Here is an 18,405-nt window from a genome sequence, read left to right on the forward strand (position 1 = left end):
GTCAGCGCTGCCGTCAGAGTAGTCTTACCGTGGTCAACGTGACCAATTGTGCCCACGTTTACGTGGGGTTTCGTACGCTCAAATGTTTCCTTTGCCACTTTAATTCACCTCTGTATGAGATTGTCGATTAGTTAATGAGTTGCGTTTTTGGAGATGATCGCATCCGCAATATTGCTGGGCGCTTCGGCGTACTTGGAAAACTCCATAGTGTACGTCGCGCGTCCCTGGGTAGCGCTGCGCAGGTCGGTCGCATAACCAAACATCTCCGCCAGCGGCACTTCAGCGTTGACCACCTTCCCGGATGGATTTTCATCCATGCCGGCAATGAGGCCACGTCGGCGATTCAGGTCTCCCACCACATCGCCCATATTTTCTTCCGGGGTAACTACCTCAACCTTCATAACAGGCTCAAGTAACACCGCACCGCCGTGCTCGGCCAACTTCTTTGTGGCCATGCTGGCAGCAATCTTGAAAGCCATTTCGTTGGAGTCCACATCGTGGAAAGATCCATCGTACAAGGTGGCCTTCAGCCCCAGCAGGGGGTAACCAGCCAGCACCCCGTTTTGCATTTGTTCTTCAACACCCTTTTGCACCGCAGGGATGTATTCTCGCGGCACAATCCCGCCAACGATCTCGTTGACGAATTCCAACCCCTCATCGTTCGGGTCTTCGGCAGGCTCAAACTTGATCCAGACATGGCCGTACTGGCCACGACCACCGGATTGGCGAACGAACTTGCCTTCAATTTCGGAGATGTTGCGAATTGCTTCGCGGTAGGCCACCTGGGGCTTACCAATATTTGCCTCAACGCTGAACTCGCGACGCATACGGTCAACGATAATATCCAGGTGAAGCTCACCCATGCCGGAGATGATGGTCTGGCCTGTTTCCTCGTCGGTCTTAACGCGGAAAGAAGGATCTTCCTGAGCCAACTTGCCCAGCGCTACACCCATCTTTTCCTGATCGGCCTGCGAGCGCGGCTCTACCGCTACCGAAATAACAGGTTCAGGGAACTCCATACGTTCCAGCACGATGGGGCTGCCAATGTCGCAAAGCGTGTCCCCGGTCGTAACATCTTTCAGCCCCACGGCCGCAGCAATATCGCCCGCCAGAACTTCTTTGATTTCCTCGCGACTATTGGAGTGCATCTGCACCATGCGGCCCACGCGCTCTTTCTTCTGCTTCACAGAATTGAACACGCCGGTACCGCTTTCCAGTTTGCCAGAGTACACACGGAAGAACGTCAGTGTGCCGACAAATGGATCTGTCGCTATCTTGAACGCCAGGGCAGCAAACGGTGCGTTATCATCGGCCTCGCGCGTATCGACAGTTTCACCGTCGTCCAGCGTTCCTTCGATGGCTTTCACTTCCGTCGGCGCAGGCATGTACTCAATCACCGCATCGAGGACGGCCTGAACCCCTTTGTTCTTGAAGGCACTACCGCCCAGCACGGGAACAATTTCGTTCGCCAGCGTACGAGCACGAAGGCCTTCCTTGATTTCATCTTCTGTGAGCTCACCCTCTTCAAGGTATTTCTCCATGAGCTCTTCGGTTGCCTCCGCGGCAGCCTCAATCATGAACTCGCGCATTTCCGCGACTTCATCGGCCATGTCCGCGGGGACATCGGCGTACTCGAAGCTCATGCCCTGATCGGCTTCGCTCCAGATGATGGCCTTGTTCTTAACAAGGTCTACAACGCCTTTAAATTCGTCCTCAGCGCCAATGGTCATTTGCAGAGGCACAGGGTTTGCACCCAGCCGCTCTGTCAGTTGACTTACAACGCTGCGGAAATCCGCACCCGCACGGTCCATCTTGTTGACGAAGACCATGCGCGGTACGTGATACTTGTTGGCTTGTCGCCAAACCGTTTCTGTCTGTGGTTGCACGCCTGATGAGCCGCACAGTACAACGACAGCACCGTCCAATACGCGCAGGGAACGCTCCACCTCAATGGTGAAATCTACGTGCCCGGGCGTATCGATGATATTGATGCGGTGTTCATCGAATTGCGCATCCATACCGCGCCAGAAGCAGGTGGTTGCAGCAGAGGTAATTGTGATACCCCGCTCCTGCTCCTGCTCCATCCAGTCCATCGTGGCTGCACCGTCATGCACTTCACCGATCTTGTGAGAAAGACCGGTGTAGAACAGGACGCGCTCGGTGGTGGTGGTTTTACCCGCATCCACGTGCGCGCAGATACCAATATTCCTGTATCTGTTGATCGGTGTTTTACGTGCCACGTAAGACTCTCCGCAGAAAGACTGCCAGACGGCTTAGAAACGGTAGTGCGAGAACGCCTTGTTGGCTTCCGCCATGCGGTGCACATCTTCGCGCTTCTTCACGGCATTACCCTTGCCCTGAGATGCGTCGATGATTTCACCGGCCAGACGTTGGCGCATAGACTTCTCACCGCGGTTACGTGCGTACTCCACCAGCCAGCGCATGGACAGCGCTACACGGCGGGAGGGACGAACTTCAACCGGCACCTGGTAGGTTGCACCACCCACACGGCGAGACTTTACCTCTACCATGGGAGCGATGTTTTCCAGCGCTTCGTCGAATACTTCGAGGGGGTCTTTGCTCAGCTTGTCCTGAACAATATCAAGTGCACCGTAAACAATGCTCTCAGCGACTGACTTCTTGCCGCTTACCATTACATGGTTCATGAATTTCGCTAGCGTTACGTTACCGAATTTGGGATCCGGCAGTACTTCGCGTTTAGCGACTACGCGTCTTCTTGGCATGCTATTGCCCTTCTCTCTCTTCAGGTTTACCCGAACACCAACCTGCCACTTGTAGGCGGGGGAGGCAGGGGTTCGGCCTTACTTACAACGTGGTTGTGTTACAGCTGAGATCCCTTACTTGGGACGCTTGGCACCGTACTTGGAGCGACCTTGCTTACGGTCGGCGACTCCAGAGGTGTCCAGGCTGCCGCGCACGGTGTGATAACGCACACCAGGCAGGTCCTTTACACGACCGCCACGAATCAGAACCACACTGTGCTCCTGCAGGTTGTGGCCTTCACCACCAATGTATGAAGAAACTTCATAGCCATTGGTCAGGCGCACACGGCAGACTTTACGCAGTGCAGAGTTCGGCTTCTTGGGCGTAGTCGTATAAACACGGGTGCACACACCACGACGCTGCGGGCAAGCCTGCAGTGCGGGTACGTCACTCTTGGCGACCTTGCGCTTTCTCGGCTTACGAACCAACTGGTTGATCGTTGCCATTCAGTTTGAACTCCAAAATATGTTTGTGTTTCATGGCGTTACCGCCATGGCTCCCAGTCGAAGCAGCCCTTGCATAGTGCGACCTGAAAAACAGACGCGCAGGAGACCCCCCGAAAGAGGAGGCGGAATTCTATAGACCGACGGTAGGCGAGTCAAGCACTTAGGCTCTTGCCCAAGTAGGTCTTCCCGGGGCGGATAACTGGCCACAAATAACCCGCGTTAAGCGGTTCTCAATACCCGTTTGCAGTAGTCGTATATAAGGAGGGAAGACTTACCGCAGAAGTGAATTGGGGGTGTCAGGCTTTCGTACTGGAGCAGCCGCAAAATTTACGCCTTACGCGCTCAAAAAGCGGTCGATTTTCCTCCCCAACCGCGCAGCTTTCCTGTACCATTGCGCCCTATTTTTTTCCGCCCATACGAAATCAACCGGGAATACCCATGGCTGACTTATCTTTGTACCGCAACATCGGCATCTTCGCACACGTTGACGCCGGTAAAACCACCACCACTGAGCGCATCCTGAAGCTCACCGGTAAGATCCATAAAACCGGTGAGGTGCACGATGGCCAGGCAACCACTGACTTCATGGAGCAGGAGCAGGAGCGTGGTATTACCATTCAATCTGCAGCAACTACCTGTTTCTGGAAAGATCATCGCCTGAACATCATCGACACGCCCGGACACGTAGACTTCACCGTTGAAGTTTATCGTTCACTGAAGGTTCTCGATGGCGGCGTGGGTGTATTCTGCGGCTCCGGTGGCGTTGAGCCACAGTCGGAAACCAACTGGCGCTACGCCAACGAATCAGAAGTATCCCGCCTGATCTTCGTCAACAAGCTGGACCGTATCGGTGCTGATTTCTACCGCGTTGTTAAGCAGGTTGAAGACGTACTGGGTGCCAACCCGCTGGTCATGGTTCTTCCCATTGGCCGCGAAGACGGTTTCATCGGCGTTGTCGATCTGCTGACTCGCAAAGCGCACGTATGGCCTGATCCGGGCAACCCCGAGAAGTTTGATATCACTGATGTCCCCGAAGACATGGTTGACGAAGTCGAAGAGTGGCGCGAGAAGCTGATCGAGATGGCTGTCGAGCAGGATGATGACCTGATGGAACAGTACCTGGAAGGTAACGAACCCTCCATGGACGACATCAAGCGCTGCATCCGCGAAGGCACTCGCAAACTGGACTTCTTCCCCACGTACTGTGGTTCTGCGTTCAAGGACAAGGGTATCCAGCTGGTGCTGGACGCCGTTGTCGACTACCTGCCCAACCCGACCGAAGTCGATCCGCAGCCGCTGACAGACGAAGCCGGTGAGCCTACTGGTGAGGTGGCAACTGTTGATCCTGAAGAGCCGCTGCGCGCATTGGCGTTCAAGATCATGGACGACCGCTTCGGTGCTCTGACCTTCGTTCGCATCTACTCCGGTAAGTTGCAGAAAGGCGACACCATCCTTAACTCCTTCACCGGCAAGACTGAGCGCATCGGCCGAATGGTTGAGATGCACGCCAACGACCGAGCCGAGCTGGACTCCGCCCAGGCCGGCGACATTATCGCCATCGTTGGTATGAAGAATGTACAAACAGGTCACACACTGTGTGATCCGAAGGTGCCCTGTACACTGGAAGCCATGGTGTTCCCAGAGCCGGTAATCTCGATCGCTGTTGCTCCCAAAGACAAGGGCGGTGCAGAGAAAATGGGTATTGCGATCGGCAAGATGGTTGCTGAAGACCCCTCCTTCCGCGTTGAGACAGACGAAGACTCTGGCGAGACCATCCTCAAAGGTATGGGCGAGCTTCACCTGGACGTTAAAGTCGACATCCTCAAGCGCACCTACGGTGTAGAGCTGGAAGTCGGCAAGCCACAGGTTGCCTACCGCGAGACGATCACCACGGCTATCGAAGATTCCTACACGCACAAGAAGCAGTCAGGTGGTTCTGGTCAGTTCGGTAAGATCGACTACCGCATCAAGCCCGGCGAGCCCGGTTCTGGCTTCGCGTTCTCCTCGACCGTTGTGGGCGGTAACGTTCCCAAGGAATTCTTCCCCGCGATTGAGAAGGGTTTCCAGGTCATGATGGAAGAAGGCCCGATTGCTGGCTTCCCCGTTCTGGACGTAGAGATCGAGCTGTACGATGGTGCGTTCCACGCGGTTGACTCCTCGGCCATCGCCTTCGAGCTGGCCGCCAAAGGCGCCTTCCGTCAGTCTATGCCAAAGGCGGGCGCACAGCTGATCGAGCCGATCATGAAAGTTGACGTATTCACCCCAGACGATCACGTGGGTGACGTTATCGGTGACCTCAACCGTCGCCGCGGCATGATCAAAGACCAGGACGCTGGCGCCACTGGCGTTCGCATCAAGGCTGACGTACCACTGTCAGAGATGTTCGGCTACATCGGCCACCTGCGTACCATGACTTCTGGCCGTGGTCAGTTCTCCATGGAGTTCTCACACTACATGCCTTGCCCTCAGAACGTATCTGATGAGGTCATTGCTGAAGTCGCAGAGCGTAAGAAAGCGGGCTAAATCCTGCTCTCATCAAGAAAGCCGGCCTAGCGCCGGCTTTTTTGTGCCCTGCTTTCAGGGGTTCGCGCTCTACGGCGATGCCGTCGGGTCAACCCTGGCGTTTAAGAATCACTGCCTGATTCAGCATGCACAGGTGCTTCCCGTAACTCTGTTGCTGAATGGGCCCGAGCTTCGATCGATCACGCTCTAAAACTGAATACACAGGAAGGAAGGCAGGAAGGACACAGATCGAGGCCACTGTGTGGGCTGGGCCATCAATTCACAGTGGTGGTCACTACCAGAGCGAACGATTTCCCAAACAAAAAAAAGGCGGTGAGAACACTCACCGCCTTTCTTGCGCTGGCTTGAGAATTACTCCTCAGCCATCAGTTCCTCACGCAGTGCCGCCTCGATGTCCTGAGCAGACACAGTCATCTCAGTCTCACCATCACGGGTACGCTTGCGCTCCTCATGGTAAGCAAGGCCAGTACCCGCGGGAATCAGTCGACCCACAACTACGTTCTCTTTCAGACCACGGAGGTAGTCGCGCTTGCCGGTCACCGCAGCTTCCGTCAACACGCGGGTTGTCTCCTGGAAGGAGGCCGCGGAGATAAAGCTCTCGGTTGCCAGCGACGCTTTGGTGATACCCAGAAGCTCACGCTCACCACCGGCAACCACCAGGCCTTCTGCCTGCAGACGCTCGTTCTCTTCGAGGAAGTTAACGTACTCGACTTGCTCGCCCTTGATGAAGTTAGAGTCACCCGCGGCGGTAATGATCACCTTACGCAGCATCTGGCGAACAATCACCTCGATGTGCTTATCGTTGATCTTCACGCCCTGGAGGCGGTAAACCTCCTGGATCTCGTTGACGATGTAGTTCGCCAGCTCCTCAATGCCTTTGAGCCGGAGGATGTCGTGCGGGCTCAGCGGACCTTCTGAAACGACCTCGCCTTTCTCTACGTATTCACCTTCGAACACAGACAGGTTGCGCCATTTCGGGATCAATGCCTCGTAGTGATCCGAGCCATCCGCCAGCGGCTTGCCGTCAGTCGGTGTGATCACCAGACGACGCTTGCCTTTGGTTTCCTTACCGAAGGAAACGGTGCCCGAAATCTCAGCCAGAATCGCAGGCTCTTTCGGCTTACGCGCTTCGAACAAGTCGGCAACGCGCGGCAGACCACCGGTAATATCACGGGTCTTGGAACCCTCCTGCGGGATACGGGCAATCACGTCACCCGCTTCCAGCTTGGCGCCATCTTCCATGCTCACCAGCGCAAGCGCAGGCAGGAAGTAATGGGCTGGCACATTGGTGCCGGCCAGGCACAGCTCCTTACCTTTATCGTCGACCAGCGTTACTGCAGGACGAATGTCCTTACCCGCTGCGGGGCGCTCACCCGGCTCGATGACTTCGATGCTGGACAGACCGGTTAGATCATCTGTCTTGCGCTTGACGGTAATGCCTTCGTCCATACCACTGAACTTGGCTGTACCCGCAACCTCAGTGATGATTGGGTGCGTGTGCGGATCCCAGTTGGCAACGACGTCGCCAGCTTTCACTTCTGCGTGGTCAGCAACCTTGATCACTGCACCGTAGGGCAGCTTGTAGCGCTCACGCTCACGGCCCATGGTATCCAGCAGTGACAGCTCACCGGAACGCGAAACTGCAATCAGTGTACCGTCGGTACGCTCTACCGACTTCAGGTTGTGCAGACGGATAGTACCGTCGTTCATTACCTGGATGTTGTCCTGCGCTGTCGCACGGGAGGCCGCACCACCAATGTGGAAAGTACGCATGGTCAGCTGGGTACCCGGCTCACCAATCGACTGTGCAGCTACGACACCAATCGCCTCACCCATGTTCACCTTGTGACCACGTGCCAGGTCGCGTCCGTAACAGGTGGAGCAGATACCGTGGCGTGTCTCACAGGTGATCGGAGAGCGCACTTCAACTTCGTCGATACCCATCTCTTCGATGCGCGTAATCCACAGCTCGTCGAGCATGGTGCCCGCAGTAATGGCAATCTCGTCTTCGGTGCCGGGCTTGATTACATCGCGCGCAACAATACGGCCCAGCACGCGATCACCCAGAGATTCGATGATGTCGCCACCATCAATAACGGGTGTCATCAGCAGACCGGTGTCTGTGCCACAGTCTTCTTCTGTCACTACCAGGTCCTGGGCAACGTCGACCAATCGACGTGTCAGGTAACCGGAGTTTGCAGTTTTCAGTGCAGTATCCGCCAGACCCTTTCGAGCACCGTGCGTAGAGATGAAGTACTGCAGTACGTTCAAACCTTCACGGAAGTTAGCGACGATGGGTGTTTCGATGATCGAGCCATCGGGCTTGGCCATCAGACCACGCATACCCGCCAACTGACGGATCTGAGCGGGCGAACCACGCGCACCGGAATCGGCATAGATAAACACAGAGTTAAACGAAGACTGCTCTTCATCTTCTCCGTCTTTGTTGACCACGGTCTCTTTTGAAAGACCTTCCATCATCGACTTGGACACCAGGTCGTTCGCACGTGACCAGATGTCGATAACCTTGTTGTACTTCTCACCCTGGGTTACCAGGCCGGCTGCGTACTGGTCTTCGATTTCTTTGACTTCCGCTTCGGCGTGATCAATCAACTCAGCCTTGGCATCCGGAATGACGAAATCATTCACACCAATCGAGGCGCCGGAACGCGTGGAGTACTCGTAACCCGTATACATCAGGCGGTCAGCGAAGATAACCGTGGCCTTCAGGCCCACCACGCGGTAGCAACGGTTGATGATGCGAGAAATCGCCTTCTTGGCCATGGGCTGGTTGACCATATCGAAGGCCAGGCCTTCGGGTACGATCTCCCACAGCAGGGCTCGACCTACGGTCGTTTCGGCGACGAAGGTGCGCGCTACGCTGTCACCCTCTTCCATCTGCACGTCCTCAGTGATGCGCACTTTAACGCGTGCGTGCAGGTCAACCTGCTCACCAATGTAGGCGCGGTGCACCTCAGCCACATTAGCGAAGACCATACCCTCGCCCTTGGCGTTGATACGCTCGCGGGTCATGTAGTACAGGCCCAATACCACGTCCTGCGAAGGCACAATAATGGGCTCGCCGTTTGCGGGCGACAGGATGTTGTTGGTCGACATCATCAGAGCACGCGCTTCCAACTGGGCTTCCAGTGTCAGCGGCACGTGTACCGCCATCTGGTCACCGTCAAAGTCAGCGTTGTAGGCCGCACATACCAGAGGATGCAGCTGAATTGCCTTACCTTCAATCAGCACAGGCTCAAAGGCCTGGATGCCAAGACGGTGAAGCGTCGGGGCACGGTTCAGAAGTACCGGGTGCTCGCGGATAACTTCGGCGAGGATGTCCCAAACTTCTGGCGGCTCGCGTTCTACCATCTTCTTGGCAGCCTTGATGGTGGTCGCAAGACCACGCGCTTCCAGCTTGCCGAAGATAAAGGGCTTAAACAGCTCAAGGGCCATCTTCTTGGGCAGGCCACACTGGTGCAGTCGCAGCGTGGGGCCAACCACGATCACGGAACGGCCAGAGTAGTCCACACGCTTACCCAGCAGGTTCTGACGGAAACGACCCTGCTTACCCTTGATCATGTCTGCCAGCGATTTCAGCGGACGCTTGTTGGAGCCGGTAATCGCACGACCGCGACGTCCGTTATCCAGCAGCGCATCCACAGACTCCTGCAGCATCCGCTTTTCGTTGCGCACAATGATGTCCGGCGCGTTCAAGTCCAGCAGGCGCTTGAGACGGTTGTTACGGTTGATAACGCGACGGTACAAATCGTTCAGGTCTGAAGTCGCGAAGCGGCCACCGTCCAGCGGAACCAGCGGACGAAGATCCGGTGGCAGCACGGGCAGCGCGTTCAACACCATCCACTCTGGCTTATTGCCGGAGTTGGCGAAGGCTTCCATCAGCTTAAGGCGCTTGGACAGCTTCTTGATCTTGGTTTCAGAATTAGTGGCGGGGATCTCTTCACGCAGGCGTGCGATCTCTCCATCCAGGTCCAATTGCATCATCAGATCCTGAACAGCCTCGGCACCCATCTTGGCCGAGAACTCGTCACCAAACTCTTCCATGGACTCGTAGTACTGCTCATCTGTCAGCAGTTGCCCATGCTCCAGTGTGGTCATACCGGGATCGGTTACTACATAGGATTCAAAGTACAGAACACGCTCGATATCACGCAGGGTCATATCCAGCAGCAAACCGATACGGGACGGCAGTGACTTCAGGAACCAGATGTGTGCAACCGGGCTGGCAAGTTCAATGTGACCCATGCGCTCACGACGCACTTTTGCCAGCGCGACTTCAACGCCACACTTTTCACAGATGACACCGCGGTGCTTCAGGCGCTTGTACTTACCGCACAGGCACTCGTAGTCCTTCACCGGGCCAAAAATCTTGGCGCAGAACAAGCCGTCACGCTCGGGCTTGAACGTACGGTAGTTAATGGTCTCGGGCTTTTTCACTTCCCCGAACGACCAGGAGCGAATCATCTCCGGCGATGCCAGGCCGATTCGGATTGAGTCGAATTCGTCTGTCTGTCCTTGGGACTTCAGCAAATTAAGTAGATCTTTCAAGGTCTTTCCTCCGCGAGGTTTTCCTTCTGCTGGCAGCACTAGGCTGCCAACCGTTGTCCTTCATTGTTTAGGGCAAACCCCCGCGTACGGGGGTCGCTGCGTGTCAGTCGTTTTCCAGCTCTATATCGATACCGAGCGAGCGGATTTCCTTGACCAACACATTGAAGGACTCGGGCATGCCCGGCTCCATGCGATGATCGCCATCGACAATGTTTTTGTACATCTTGGTACGGCCTGTGACGTCGTCTGACTTCACGGTCAGCATCTCCTGCAGCGTGTACGCCGCACCGTATGCTTCCAGCGCCCAGACCTCCATCTCACCGAAGCGCTGGCCACCGAACTGTGCCTTACCACCCAGCGGCTGCTGAGTTACCAGGCTATAGGATCCCGTGGAGCGCGCATGCATCTTGTCATCCACCAGGTGGTTGAGCTTGAGCATATACATGTAACCCACAGTGACCGGACGATCAAAGGTGTCACCGGTACGACCATCGTACAGCGTGAACTGACCGCTCTCTGGCATATCAGCCAGCTTGAGAAGCTCCTTGATGGACTCTTCAGCCGCGCCGTCAAACACGGGCGTTGCCATGGGTACACCGCCGGCAAGGTTACCAGCCAGCTCCATGATCTCCGTATCGCTCAGTGACTTCAGGTCTTCGATACGACCCGCGCCATTGTTGTAAACGGCTTCAAGGAACTTGCGAACCTCGGCCACTTTGCGCTGCTCTTCGATCATGCCATTGATCTTGTCGCCAAGACCCTTGGCAGCCATACCCAGGTGGGTTTCCAGAATCTGGCCCACGTTCATCCGCGAGGGTACGCCCAGCGGATTCAGCACGATATCAACGGGCTCACCGTTCCCATCGTAGGGCATGTCTTCCACGGGCATAATGACCGAAATAACACCCTTGTTACCGTGACGTCCCGCCATCTTATCGCCAGGCTGGATACGACGCTTAACAGCGAGATACACCTTAACGATTTTGAGTACGCCGGGTGCAAGATCGTCGCCGCTCTGCAGCTTGCTCTTCTTGTCTTCGAAGCGCTCTTCCAGCAGCTTATTCTGCTCTTCCAGCTGACGCTGTGCAGAGGCAACTGCCTCATTGAGATCAGCATCTGACACCTTGAGCTTGAACCACTGCTCACGATCCAGTTCAGCCAGAACTTTCTCCGTAAGGCTGGTGCCCTTGGTCAGGCCACCACCGCTGACGGTCTTCTTGCCCTTGAGCATATTGCCCAGGCGATTGAAGGTCGCCTCCTCGAAGATACGCAGCTCTTCTTTCAGGTCTTTGCGGTACTCGTCCAGCTGATACTTCTCGATCTGCTGGGCGCGCGCGTCTTTCTCAAGGCCATCGCGCGTGAAGACCTGTACATCGATAACCGTACCCTTGGTGCTGGAAGGTACGCGCAGGGAGGAGTCCTTAACGTCTGAGGCTTTCTCACCAAAGATGGCGCGCAGCAGCTTCTCTTCCGGAGTCAGCTGAGTCTCGCCCTTGGGCGTAACTTTACCAACGAGAATATCGCCGGCGTCAACTTCTGCACCGATGTAAACAATGCCGGATTCGTCCAGCTTACCCAATGCGCCTTCGCCAACGTTGGGGATATCCGCAGAGATTTCCTCGGGCCCCAGCTTTGTGTCACGGGCAATACAGGTCAGTTCCTGAATATGAATCGTGGTGAATCGGTCTTCTTTAACAACACGCTCGGACACCAGGATGGAGTCCTCGAAGTTGTAACCGTTCCAGGGCATGAACGCGATGCGCATGTTCTGGCCCAGTGCCAGTTCGCCCATATCGATGGACGGGCCGTCAGCCAGCACATCGCCGCGCGACACAGCATCCCCTTGACGCACAATCGGGCGCTGGTTGATGCAAGTGTTCTGGTTGGAGCGCTTGTACTTAGTCAGGTTATAGATATCGACGGGCGCTTCATCAACGTTAACGTCTTTATCGGCAACGCGAACCACAATCCGGCTGGCATCAACTGATTCAATGACACCGCCGCGCTTGGCCACAACACAGACGCCAGAGTCGGCTGCAACATAGCGCTCCATACCGGTGCCCACCAGTGGCTTGTCGCTCACCAGCGTAGGCACAGCCTGACGCTGCATGTTCGACCCCATCAGTGCACGGTTCGCATCATCGTGCTCCAGGAAGGGGATAAGCGCGGCAGCGATGGAGACAACCTGCTTTGGAGATACATCCATGTACTGGACGCTTTCCGGGGGTTGCAGCGTGAACTCGTTCAGGTGACGGACATTGATGAGTTCATCGACGAAACGGCCCTTATCATCCAGCGTGGCTGACGCCTGCGCAATGATGTATTCCGCTTCATTAATCGCCGACAGGTATTCGATCTCGTCAGTTACCTTGCCGTCTACAACTTTACGGTAGGGGCTTTCCAGGAATCCGTACTCGTTAGTCCGGGCATAGGTCGCCAGGGAATTGATCAGGCCAATGTTTGGACCTTCAGGTGTTTCAATGGGACACACACGACCGTAGTGCGTCGGGTGTACGTCACGCACCTCAAAGCCAGCACGCTCTCGGGTCAGACCACCCGGGCCGAGCGCAGAAACACGGCGCTTGTGCGTCACTTCCGACAGGGGGTTATTCTGGTCCATGAACTGGGACAGCTGGCTGGAGCCAAAGAACTCTTTCACTGCGGCAGAAACCGGCTTGGCATTGATCAGGTCCTGAGGCATCAGGCCTTCACTCTCGGCCATAGAGAGACGCTCTTTAACCGCGCGCTCAACACGCACCAAACCGACACGGAACTGGTTCTCAGCCATCTCACCAACGCTACGAACGCGACGGTTACCCAGGTGGTCAATGTCGTCCACCATACCCTTACCGTTGCGGATAGACACCAGCGTCTGCAGTACATCGACAATGTCTTCACGATCCAGTACGCCGCTGCCAGTCACGTCTTCGCGACCCAGGCGGCGGTTGAACTTCATGCGACCAACCGCCGACAAATCGTAACGGTCATGCGAGAAGAACAGGTTCTGGAACAGGTTTTCCGCCGACTCTTTAGTGGGCGGCTCGCCGGGGCGCATCATGCGGTAGATTTCTACCAAGGCTTCCAGCTCGTTGCGGGTAGTATCCTGACGCAACGTATCAGAGACGAACGGTCCACAATCAAGGTCGTTGGTGTACAGCGTCTCGATAGACTTGATCTCAGCTTCAGCAAGCTGACCAAGCACCTCTTCTGTCAACTCGGTGTTGCACTCAAACAGCACCTCACCCGATTTCTCGTCGACAATGTTCTTGGCTAGCGCACGGCCCAGCAGGTACTCAGTGGGTACCTCCAGCTCAGATACGCCCGCTTCTTCAAGCTGACGAATATGGCGTGCAGTGATTCGCCGGCTCTGTTCAACAATCACCTTGCGGCCAACCTTGATGTCGAAGGCGGCAACATCACCACGCAGGCGCTCTGGGATCAGGGTCATGGTGTAAGCACCCTCTTCTCCTGAGCTGAAGGTGTTTATCTCGTAGAACATCTCCAGAATTTCTTCTGAGCTGTATCCCAGTGCGCGCAGCAAAATAGTGGCGGGCAGCTTACGACGACGGTCGATACGGACGAAGACCAGGTCCTTGGGGTCGAACTCGAAATCCAGCCATGAGCCACGGTAGGGAATCACCCGGGCTGAATACAGCAGCTTGCCAGAGGAGTGGGTTTTTCCCTTATCGTGATCAAAGAACACACCTGGGGAGCGGTGCAACTGAGACACGATAACGCGTTCGGTACCGTTGATGACGAAGGTACCGTTCTCTGTCATCAGGGGGATTTCCCCCATGTAGACTTCTTGTTCCTTGATGTCTTTGATGGTCTTGTTCGCTGATTCCTTATCGTAAATGATCAGGCGAACTTTCACGCGCAGCGCGCATGAGTAGGTCACACCCCGCAGCTGACATTCGTCAACGTCAAAAACGGGTGTACCCAAGTTGTAATCCACGTACTCCAGCGCCGCATTGCCACTGTAGCTTACGATCGGGAATACGGATTTAAAGGCGGCGTGCAGGCCATAGTCACCACGCTCGCTGAGCGGGATGCCCTGCTGGGTGAATTTGCGGTAAGAATCCAATTGAATCGCAAGCAGGTATGGAACATCCATCACCTTCGGCAACATGCCGAAATCCTTGCGAATACGTTTTTTCTCAGTGTACGAGTATGCCATCAGTACTCCCCAGCATGATCTGCCTTGCGCTGCCCCGTGAGGCTTTTACCGGGCCCGCAGTGCGGCCCGAAAATCTGTTCCCTTGAAGCGGGAAAAGGCCGGCGAGCATTTTGCCCGCCAGCCTTGTCTCGGCCAGACCTAGATCCGGCCAGGTGCTGAGCTTACTTGAGCTCAGCAGTGCCGCCGGCTTCTTCCAGCTGCTTCTTGATGTCTTCGGCTTCTTCTTTAGAAGCGCCTTCCTTGATTGGGGAAGGTGCGCCGTCAACGAGGCCCTTGGCTTCTTTCAGACCAAGGCCAGTTACTGCACGAACAACCTTAATGACGTTAACTTTCTTGTCGCCAGCGGACGACAGGATTACGTCAAATTCAGTCTGCTCTTCAGCTGCACCACCAGCATCGCCAGCTGCGGCAGCCGGAGCAGCAGCAACAGCTGCAGCGGCGGTTACACCGAATTTTTCTTCCATCGCTTCGATGAGCTCAACGATATCCATTACGCTCATTTCTGCGATTGCATTCAGAATGTCATCTTTAGACAGAGCCATGACTCAATCTCCTGTTTAGCTATTTCAATAATGACAGGGCTTACGCCACTGCCTCTTTCTGATCGCGAACTGCTGCCAGTGTGCGAACCAATTTTCCAGGTACTTCGTTCATTGTCTGTACAAGCTTGGTCGTCGGCGCTTTCATAACACTCATCAGCATTGAGAGTGCCTGGTCGCGCGTCGGCAACTTGGCAAGTACATCCAGTTGATCTGCACCCAGCATCTGGCCGCTCACCGCCAGTGCCTTCACCTCGAAGTTGTCATTCTCCTTGGCGAAATCCTTAAAGAGTCGAGCTGCTGCGCCCGGATCTTCCATAGAAAATCCGAACAGGGAGGGCCCGGCCAACGAGTCATTAATGCACTCGTAGTCAGTTCCTTCCAGCGCTCGCTTGGCCAGAGTGTTCCGTACAACACGGAGGGTCACCTGGTTTTCACGGGCGTCTTTACGCAGAGCTGTCATCCCATCCACAGTCACGCCACGTGCGTCGGCGATGACCAGGGAAAGGGCACTGGTGGCAGTCTCGTTAACTTCAGCAACGATCGCTTTTTTGTCTTCGAGTCCAATTGCCACTGGTATAACTCCTGGAGTTACTCATTAAGGCAAATACAAAGCTATGCACTTGCCGCCTGTGGTGAACAATTCCACCATCTGCGTAGGCATCGGTGCGCCCTCTCGGGCTGACCTCGATTAAGCCTGGCTGCTATACCGCAACAGCACTGGCACCTACGGTCTTTGATGGTCTTCAGTTCTCAGCTAAACGGGGATGAACCCAGAGCCTCATCCAAAGACCTCAAAGTGAGCAACATACAGGCAGATAGCCCATTTGCTGCTCAGCTAACCGATCGTCCCTGACCGGTCTTGAGGAAGTGCTCCTTATGGGAGCACTCCGATCAATCTTCTATCGACGCTTGGTCGATGGTCACGCCCGGGCCCATAGTGGTGCTCAGAGTGACTTTCTTCATGTACACGCCTTTAGCGGCAGCGGGCTTGGCCTTCTTCAGGTCAGCCAGTACGGCCTCAAGGTTGCCCTTGATGGCATCCAGTTCGAATGAAATCTTGCCGATTCCACCGTGGATGATGCCGTTTTTGTCAGTACGGAAACGCACCTGACCGGCCTTGGCGTTGTTAACCGCTGTTTCAACGTCAGGTGTAACAGTGCCAGTCTTGGGGTTCGGCATCAGACCGCGGGGACCCAGAACCTGACCCAACTGACCGACCACACGCATGGCGTCGGGGGTTGCAATGACGACATCAAAGTCCATCATGCCGCCCTTGATCTGGTCTGCCAGATCTTCCATGCCGACCAGGTCAGCACCTGCCGCCTTGGCCTTCTCGGCAGCATCACCCTGGGTGAATACGGCAACGCGAACGTCGCTGCCAGTGCCGTGGGGCAGTGTTGTTGCGCCGCGAACGCCCTGATCGGATTTCTTCGCGTCCACACCCAGGTTGACTGCAACTTCAACGGTTTCGTTGAACTTTGCGGTTGCCAGTTCCTTGAGCAGGCCAACCGCCTCCTCGATAGGGTAGGAACGTGTGGGATCTACTTTTTCTTGAAACGCGCGCATGCGCTTTGAGAGCTTGGCCATTAGTTCACACCCTCTACTTCGATACCGGCAGAACGTGCGCTACCAGCAATAGTCCTTACCGCAGCATCCATATCGGCCGCCGTCAGGTCAGGCCACTTCTGGGTAGCCACTTCTTCCAGCTGAGCGCGATTCACCTTGCCCACCTTGTTGGTGTTGGGGGTGCCGGAGCCCTTCTTGATCTTCGCGACCTTGCGCAGCAGAACTGAAGCAGGCGGCGTCTTCTTGATGAAGGTGAAGGAACGGTCGCTGTAAACAGTGATCACAACAGGAATTGGCAGACCGGGCTCAGTACCCTGAGTCTCAGCGTTAAACGCCTTACAGAATTCCATGATGTTCACACCGTGCTGACCCAGCGCCGGACCCACGGGGGGGCTGGGGTTGGCCTGACCAGCAGGCACTTGCAGCTTGATATAAGCTTCGACTTTCTTAGCCATTTGTCATCTCCCGGGTAATAACGCTGTTTCGGCCTGGGCCTACTAGAGCTCCCCATTGAGGCAGCGATGCTGCCGTTTCACTCCGCGAGGCACAGGCCCCGCACGTTCATCAGGCCTTCTCGACCTGACTGAATTCCAGCTCTACCGGCGTGGAGCGTCCAAAAATCAGGACGGCCACGTTCAGGCGGCTCTTCTCGTAGTTCACCTCTTCAACAACACCATTGAAGTCGTTGAAAGGCCCGTCGATAACCCGGACCATCTCGCCAGGCTCGAACATAGTCTTGGGACGCGGCGCTTCTGCCCCATCCTCTACACGCTGCAAAATGGCAGCAGCTTCGGCTTCAGTAATCGGGGCAGGCGCATCTGCCTTCCCGCCGATAAAGCCCATCACGCGGGGCGTTTCCTTCACCAGGTGCCAGGTGTCATCACCCAGCTCCATTTGCACAAGTACGTAGCCAGGGAAGAACTTGCGCTCGCTGCGACGCTTCTGGCCGCCGCGCATCTCAATCACTTCCTCAGTGGGCACCAGCACTTCGCCGAAGCGATCCTGCATATTGTGCAGTTCGATACGCTCTTTCAGCGCAGTCGCTACTTTCTTCTCATACCCTGAGTAGGCATGGACGACGTACCAACGCTTCGACATTCGCTAACCCTTACTGTCCGCTTAACCAATCGCCAGTGAAACCAGCCATCCGAGGAATGAATCCAATCCCCAGAGGACCAATGCCACCAACAATACAAATACCACCACGATCAGCGTGGTTTGCACGGTTTCCTGCCGCGTGGGCCAGACAACCTTGCGAATCTCGGTGCGTGAGCCCTTCACCAGGTCCCAGAACGCTGCACCCTTGGCGGTTTGCAACGCAACGAAACCGGCGATAGCCGCCAACACCAGCAGACCCAATACGCGATACAACAGCGACTGATCGGAGAAGTAGCTGTTACCTACAACACCGACAGCGACCAGTGCGAACACAACGACCCACTTAAGGGTGTCGAACCGGCTGGCTGTTGCTTGTGTATTCATGTCCTGCCTTCCTTTACTACTGCACTGCACCCTGTAAGGCGGTGCGAACCCTGCCATAAATGGCAGGCCAGGAGGGAATCGAACCCCCAACCTGCGGTTTTGGAGACCGCTGCTCTGCCAATTGAGCTACTGGCCTAACTCTTTCACCTAGACGACGAAGCCGAACTGCTTCTCAGAAGCGGTTCGGCTCAGTCTGTAGGGCCGGCGGTACCGGCCCGAGTGCTGCTATCGATTACTCGATGATTTTGGCAACAACGCCCGCGCCTACAGTACGACCGCCTTCACGGATCGCAAAACGCAGACCTTCTTCCATCGC

14 protein-coding genes and 1 tRNA gene are annotated in these 18,405 nt (G+C 55.7%); 1 reads left to right on the forward strand and 14 read right to left on the reverse strand.

Going from position 1 to position 18,405, the window contains the following annotated elements; all coding sequences use genetic code 11:
- The 4 genes from IE089_RS15510 to rpsL form a co-directional block, all read right to left on the reverse strand.
- Window positions 1–98 (reverse strand): GTP-binding protein (locus IE089_RS15510; protein WP_229802813.1); only part of this gene is annotated, 98 nt, incomplete at its 3' end.
- A 33-nt stretch (window positions 99–131) separates the two neighbouring features.
- The gene (gene fusA, locus IE089_RS15515) at window positions 132–2,240 is read right to left on the reverse strand and encodes an elongation factor G (RefSeq protein ID WP_189478769.1); all 2,109 of its coding nucleotides are present in this window, start codon (window positions 2,238–2,240) and stop codon (window positions 132–134) included.
- A 33-nt stretch (window positions 2,241–2,273) separates the two neighbouring features.
- Window positions 2,274–2,744: a 30S ribosomal protein S7 gene (rpsG, locus tag IE089_RS15520; RefSeq protein ID WP_189478770.1), complete on the reverse strand. Its 471-nt coding sequence runs from the start codon at window positions 2,742–2,744 to the stop codon at window positions 2,274–2,276.
- Between the two features lie 114 nt (window positions 2,745–2,858).
- Window positions 2,859–3,230, reverse strand: coding sequence for a 30S ribosomal protein S12 (gene rpsL, locus IE089_RS15525; protein ID WP_189478771.1), 372 nt, complete (start codon window positions 3,228–3,230; stop codon window positions 2,859–2,861).
- A 438-nt stretch (window positions 3,231–3,668) separates the two neighbouring features.
- Between rpsL and fusA (IE089_RS15530) the strand changes: the two genes are divergently transcribed.
- The gene (gene fusA, locus IE089_RS15530) at window positions 3,669–5,753 is read left to right on the forward strand and encodes an elongation factor G (RefSeq protein WP_189478772.1); all 2,085 of its coding nucleotides are present in this window, start codon (window positions 3,669–3,671) and stop codon (window positions 5,751–5,753) included.
- A gap of 351 nt (window positions 5,754–6,104) precedes the next feature.
- Here the strand turns inward: fusA (IE089_RS15530) and rpoC are convergent, their stop codons facing one another.
- From rpoC to IE089_RS15870, 10 genes are all read right to left on the reverse strand, one after another.
- Window positions 6,105–10,322 carry a DNA-directed RNA polymerase subunit beta' gene (gene rpoC / locus IE089_RS15535; RefSeq protein ID WP_189478773.1) on the reverse strand — a complete coding sequence of 1,406 codons (4,218 nt, stop codon included), beginning with the start codon at window positions 10,320–10,322 and terminating at the stop codon, window positions 6,105–6,107.
- A 103-nt stretch (window positions 10,323–10,425) separates the two neighbouring features.
- Window positions 10,426–14,499, reverse strand: a complete 4,074-nt coding sequence (gene rpoB / locus IE089_RS15540) for a DNA-directed RNA polymerase subunit beta (protein ID WP_189478774.1) — start codon at window positions 14,497–14,499, stop codon at window positions 10,426–10,428.
- A gap of 161 nt (window positions 14,500–14,660) precedes the next feature.
- Window positions 14,661–15,041, reverse strand: coding sequence for a 50S ribosomal protein L7/L12 (gene rplL, locus IE089_RS15545; protein ID WP_189478775.1), 381 nt, complete (start codon window positions 15,039–15,041; stop codon window positions 14,661–14,663).
- Window positions 15,042–15,081: 40 nt separating this feature from the next.
- The gene (gene rplJ, locus IE089_RS15550; protein ID WP_189478776.1) at window positions 15,082–15,612 is read right to left on the reverse strand and encodes a 50S ribosomal protein L10; all 531 of its coding nucleotides are present in this window, start codon (window positions 15,610–15,612) and stop codon (window positions 15,082–15,084) included.
- Window positions 15,613–15,932: 320 nt separating this feature from the next.
- Window positions 15,933–16,628 carry a 50S ribosomal protein L1 gene (gene rplA, locus IE089_RS15555; RefSeq protein WP_189478777.1) on the reverse strand — a complete coding sequence of 232 codons (696 nt, stop codon included), beginning with the start codon at window positions 16,626–16,628 and terminating at the stop codon, window positions 15,933–15,935.
- Window positions 16,628–17,062, reverse strand: a complete 435-nt coding sequence (rplK, locus tag IE089_RS15560) for a 50S ribosomal protein L11 (protein ID WP_189478778.1) — start codon at window positions 17,060–17,062, stop codon at window positions 16,628–16,630. The genes rplA and rplK overlap by 1 nt, the downstream gene beginning before the upstream one ends.
- A gap of 109 nt (window positions 17,063–17,171) precedes the next feature.
- The gene (nusG, locus tag IE089_RS15565; protein ID WP_189478779.1) at window positions 17,172–17,705 is read right to left on the reverse strand and encodes a transcription termination/antitermination protein NusG; all 534 of its coding nucleotides are present in this window, start codon (window positions 17,703–17,705) and stop codon (window positions 17,172–17,174) included.
- 21 nt (window positions 17,706–17,726) lie between these two features.
- Window positions 17,727–18,089: a preprotein translocase subunit SecE gene (gene secE, locus IE089_RS15570; protein WP_189478780.1), complete on the reverse strand. Its 363-nt coding sequence runs from the start codon at window positions 18,087–18,089 to the stop codon at window positions 17,727–17,729.
- A gap of 60 nt (window positions 18,090–18,149) precedes the next feature.
- Window positions 18,150–18,225, reverse strand: a tRNA-Trp gene (locus tag IE089_RS15575).
- A 96-nt stretch (window positions 18,226–18,321) separates the two neighbouring features.
- On the reverse strand, window positions 18,322–18,405 hold an 84-nt coding region (locus tag IE089_RS15870; protein WP_080361393.1), incomplete at its 5' end, for an EF-Tu C-terminal domain-related protein.

The sequence above is a fragment of the Parahalioglobus pacificus genome, from assembly GCF_014652275.1.
Taxonomy (GTDB): domain Bacteria; phylum Pseudomonadota; class Gammaproteobacteria; order Pseudomonadales; family Halieaceae; genus Parahalioglobus; species Parahalioglobus pacificus.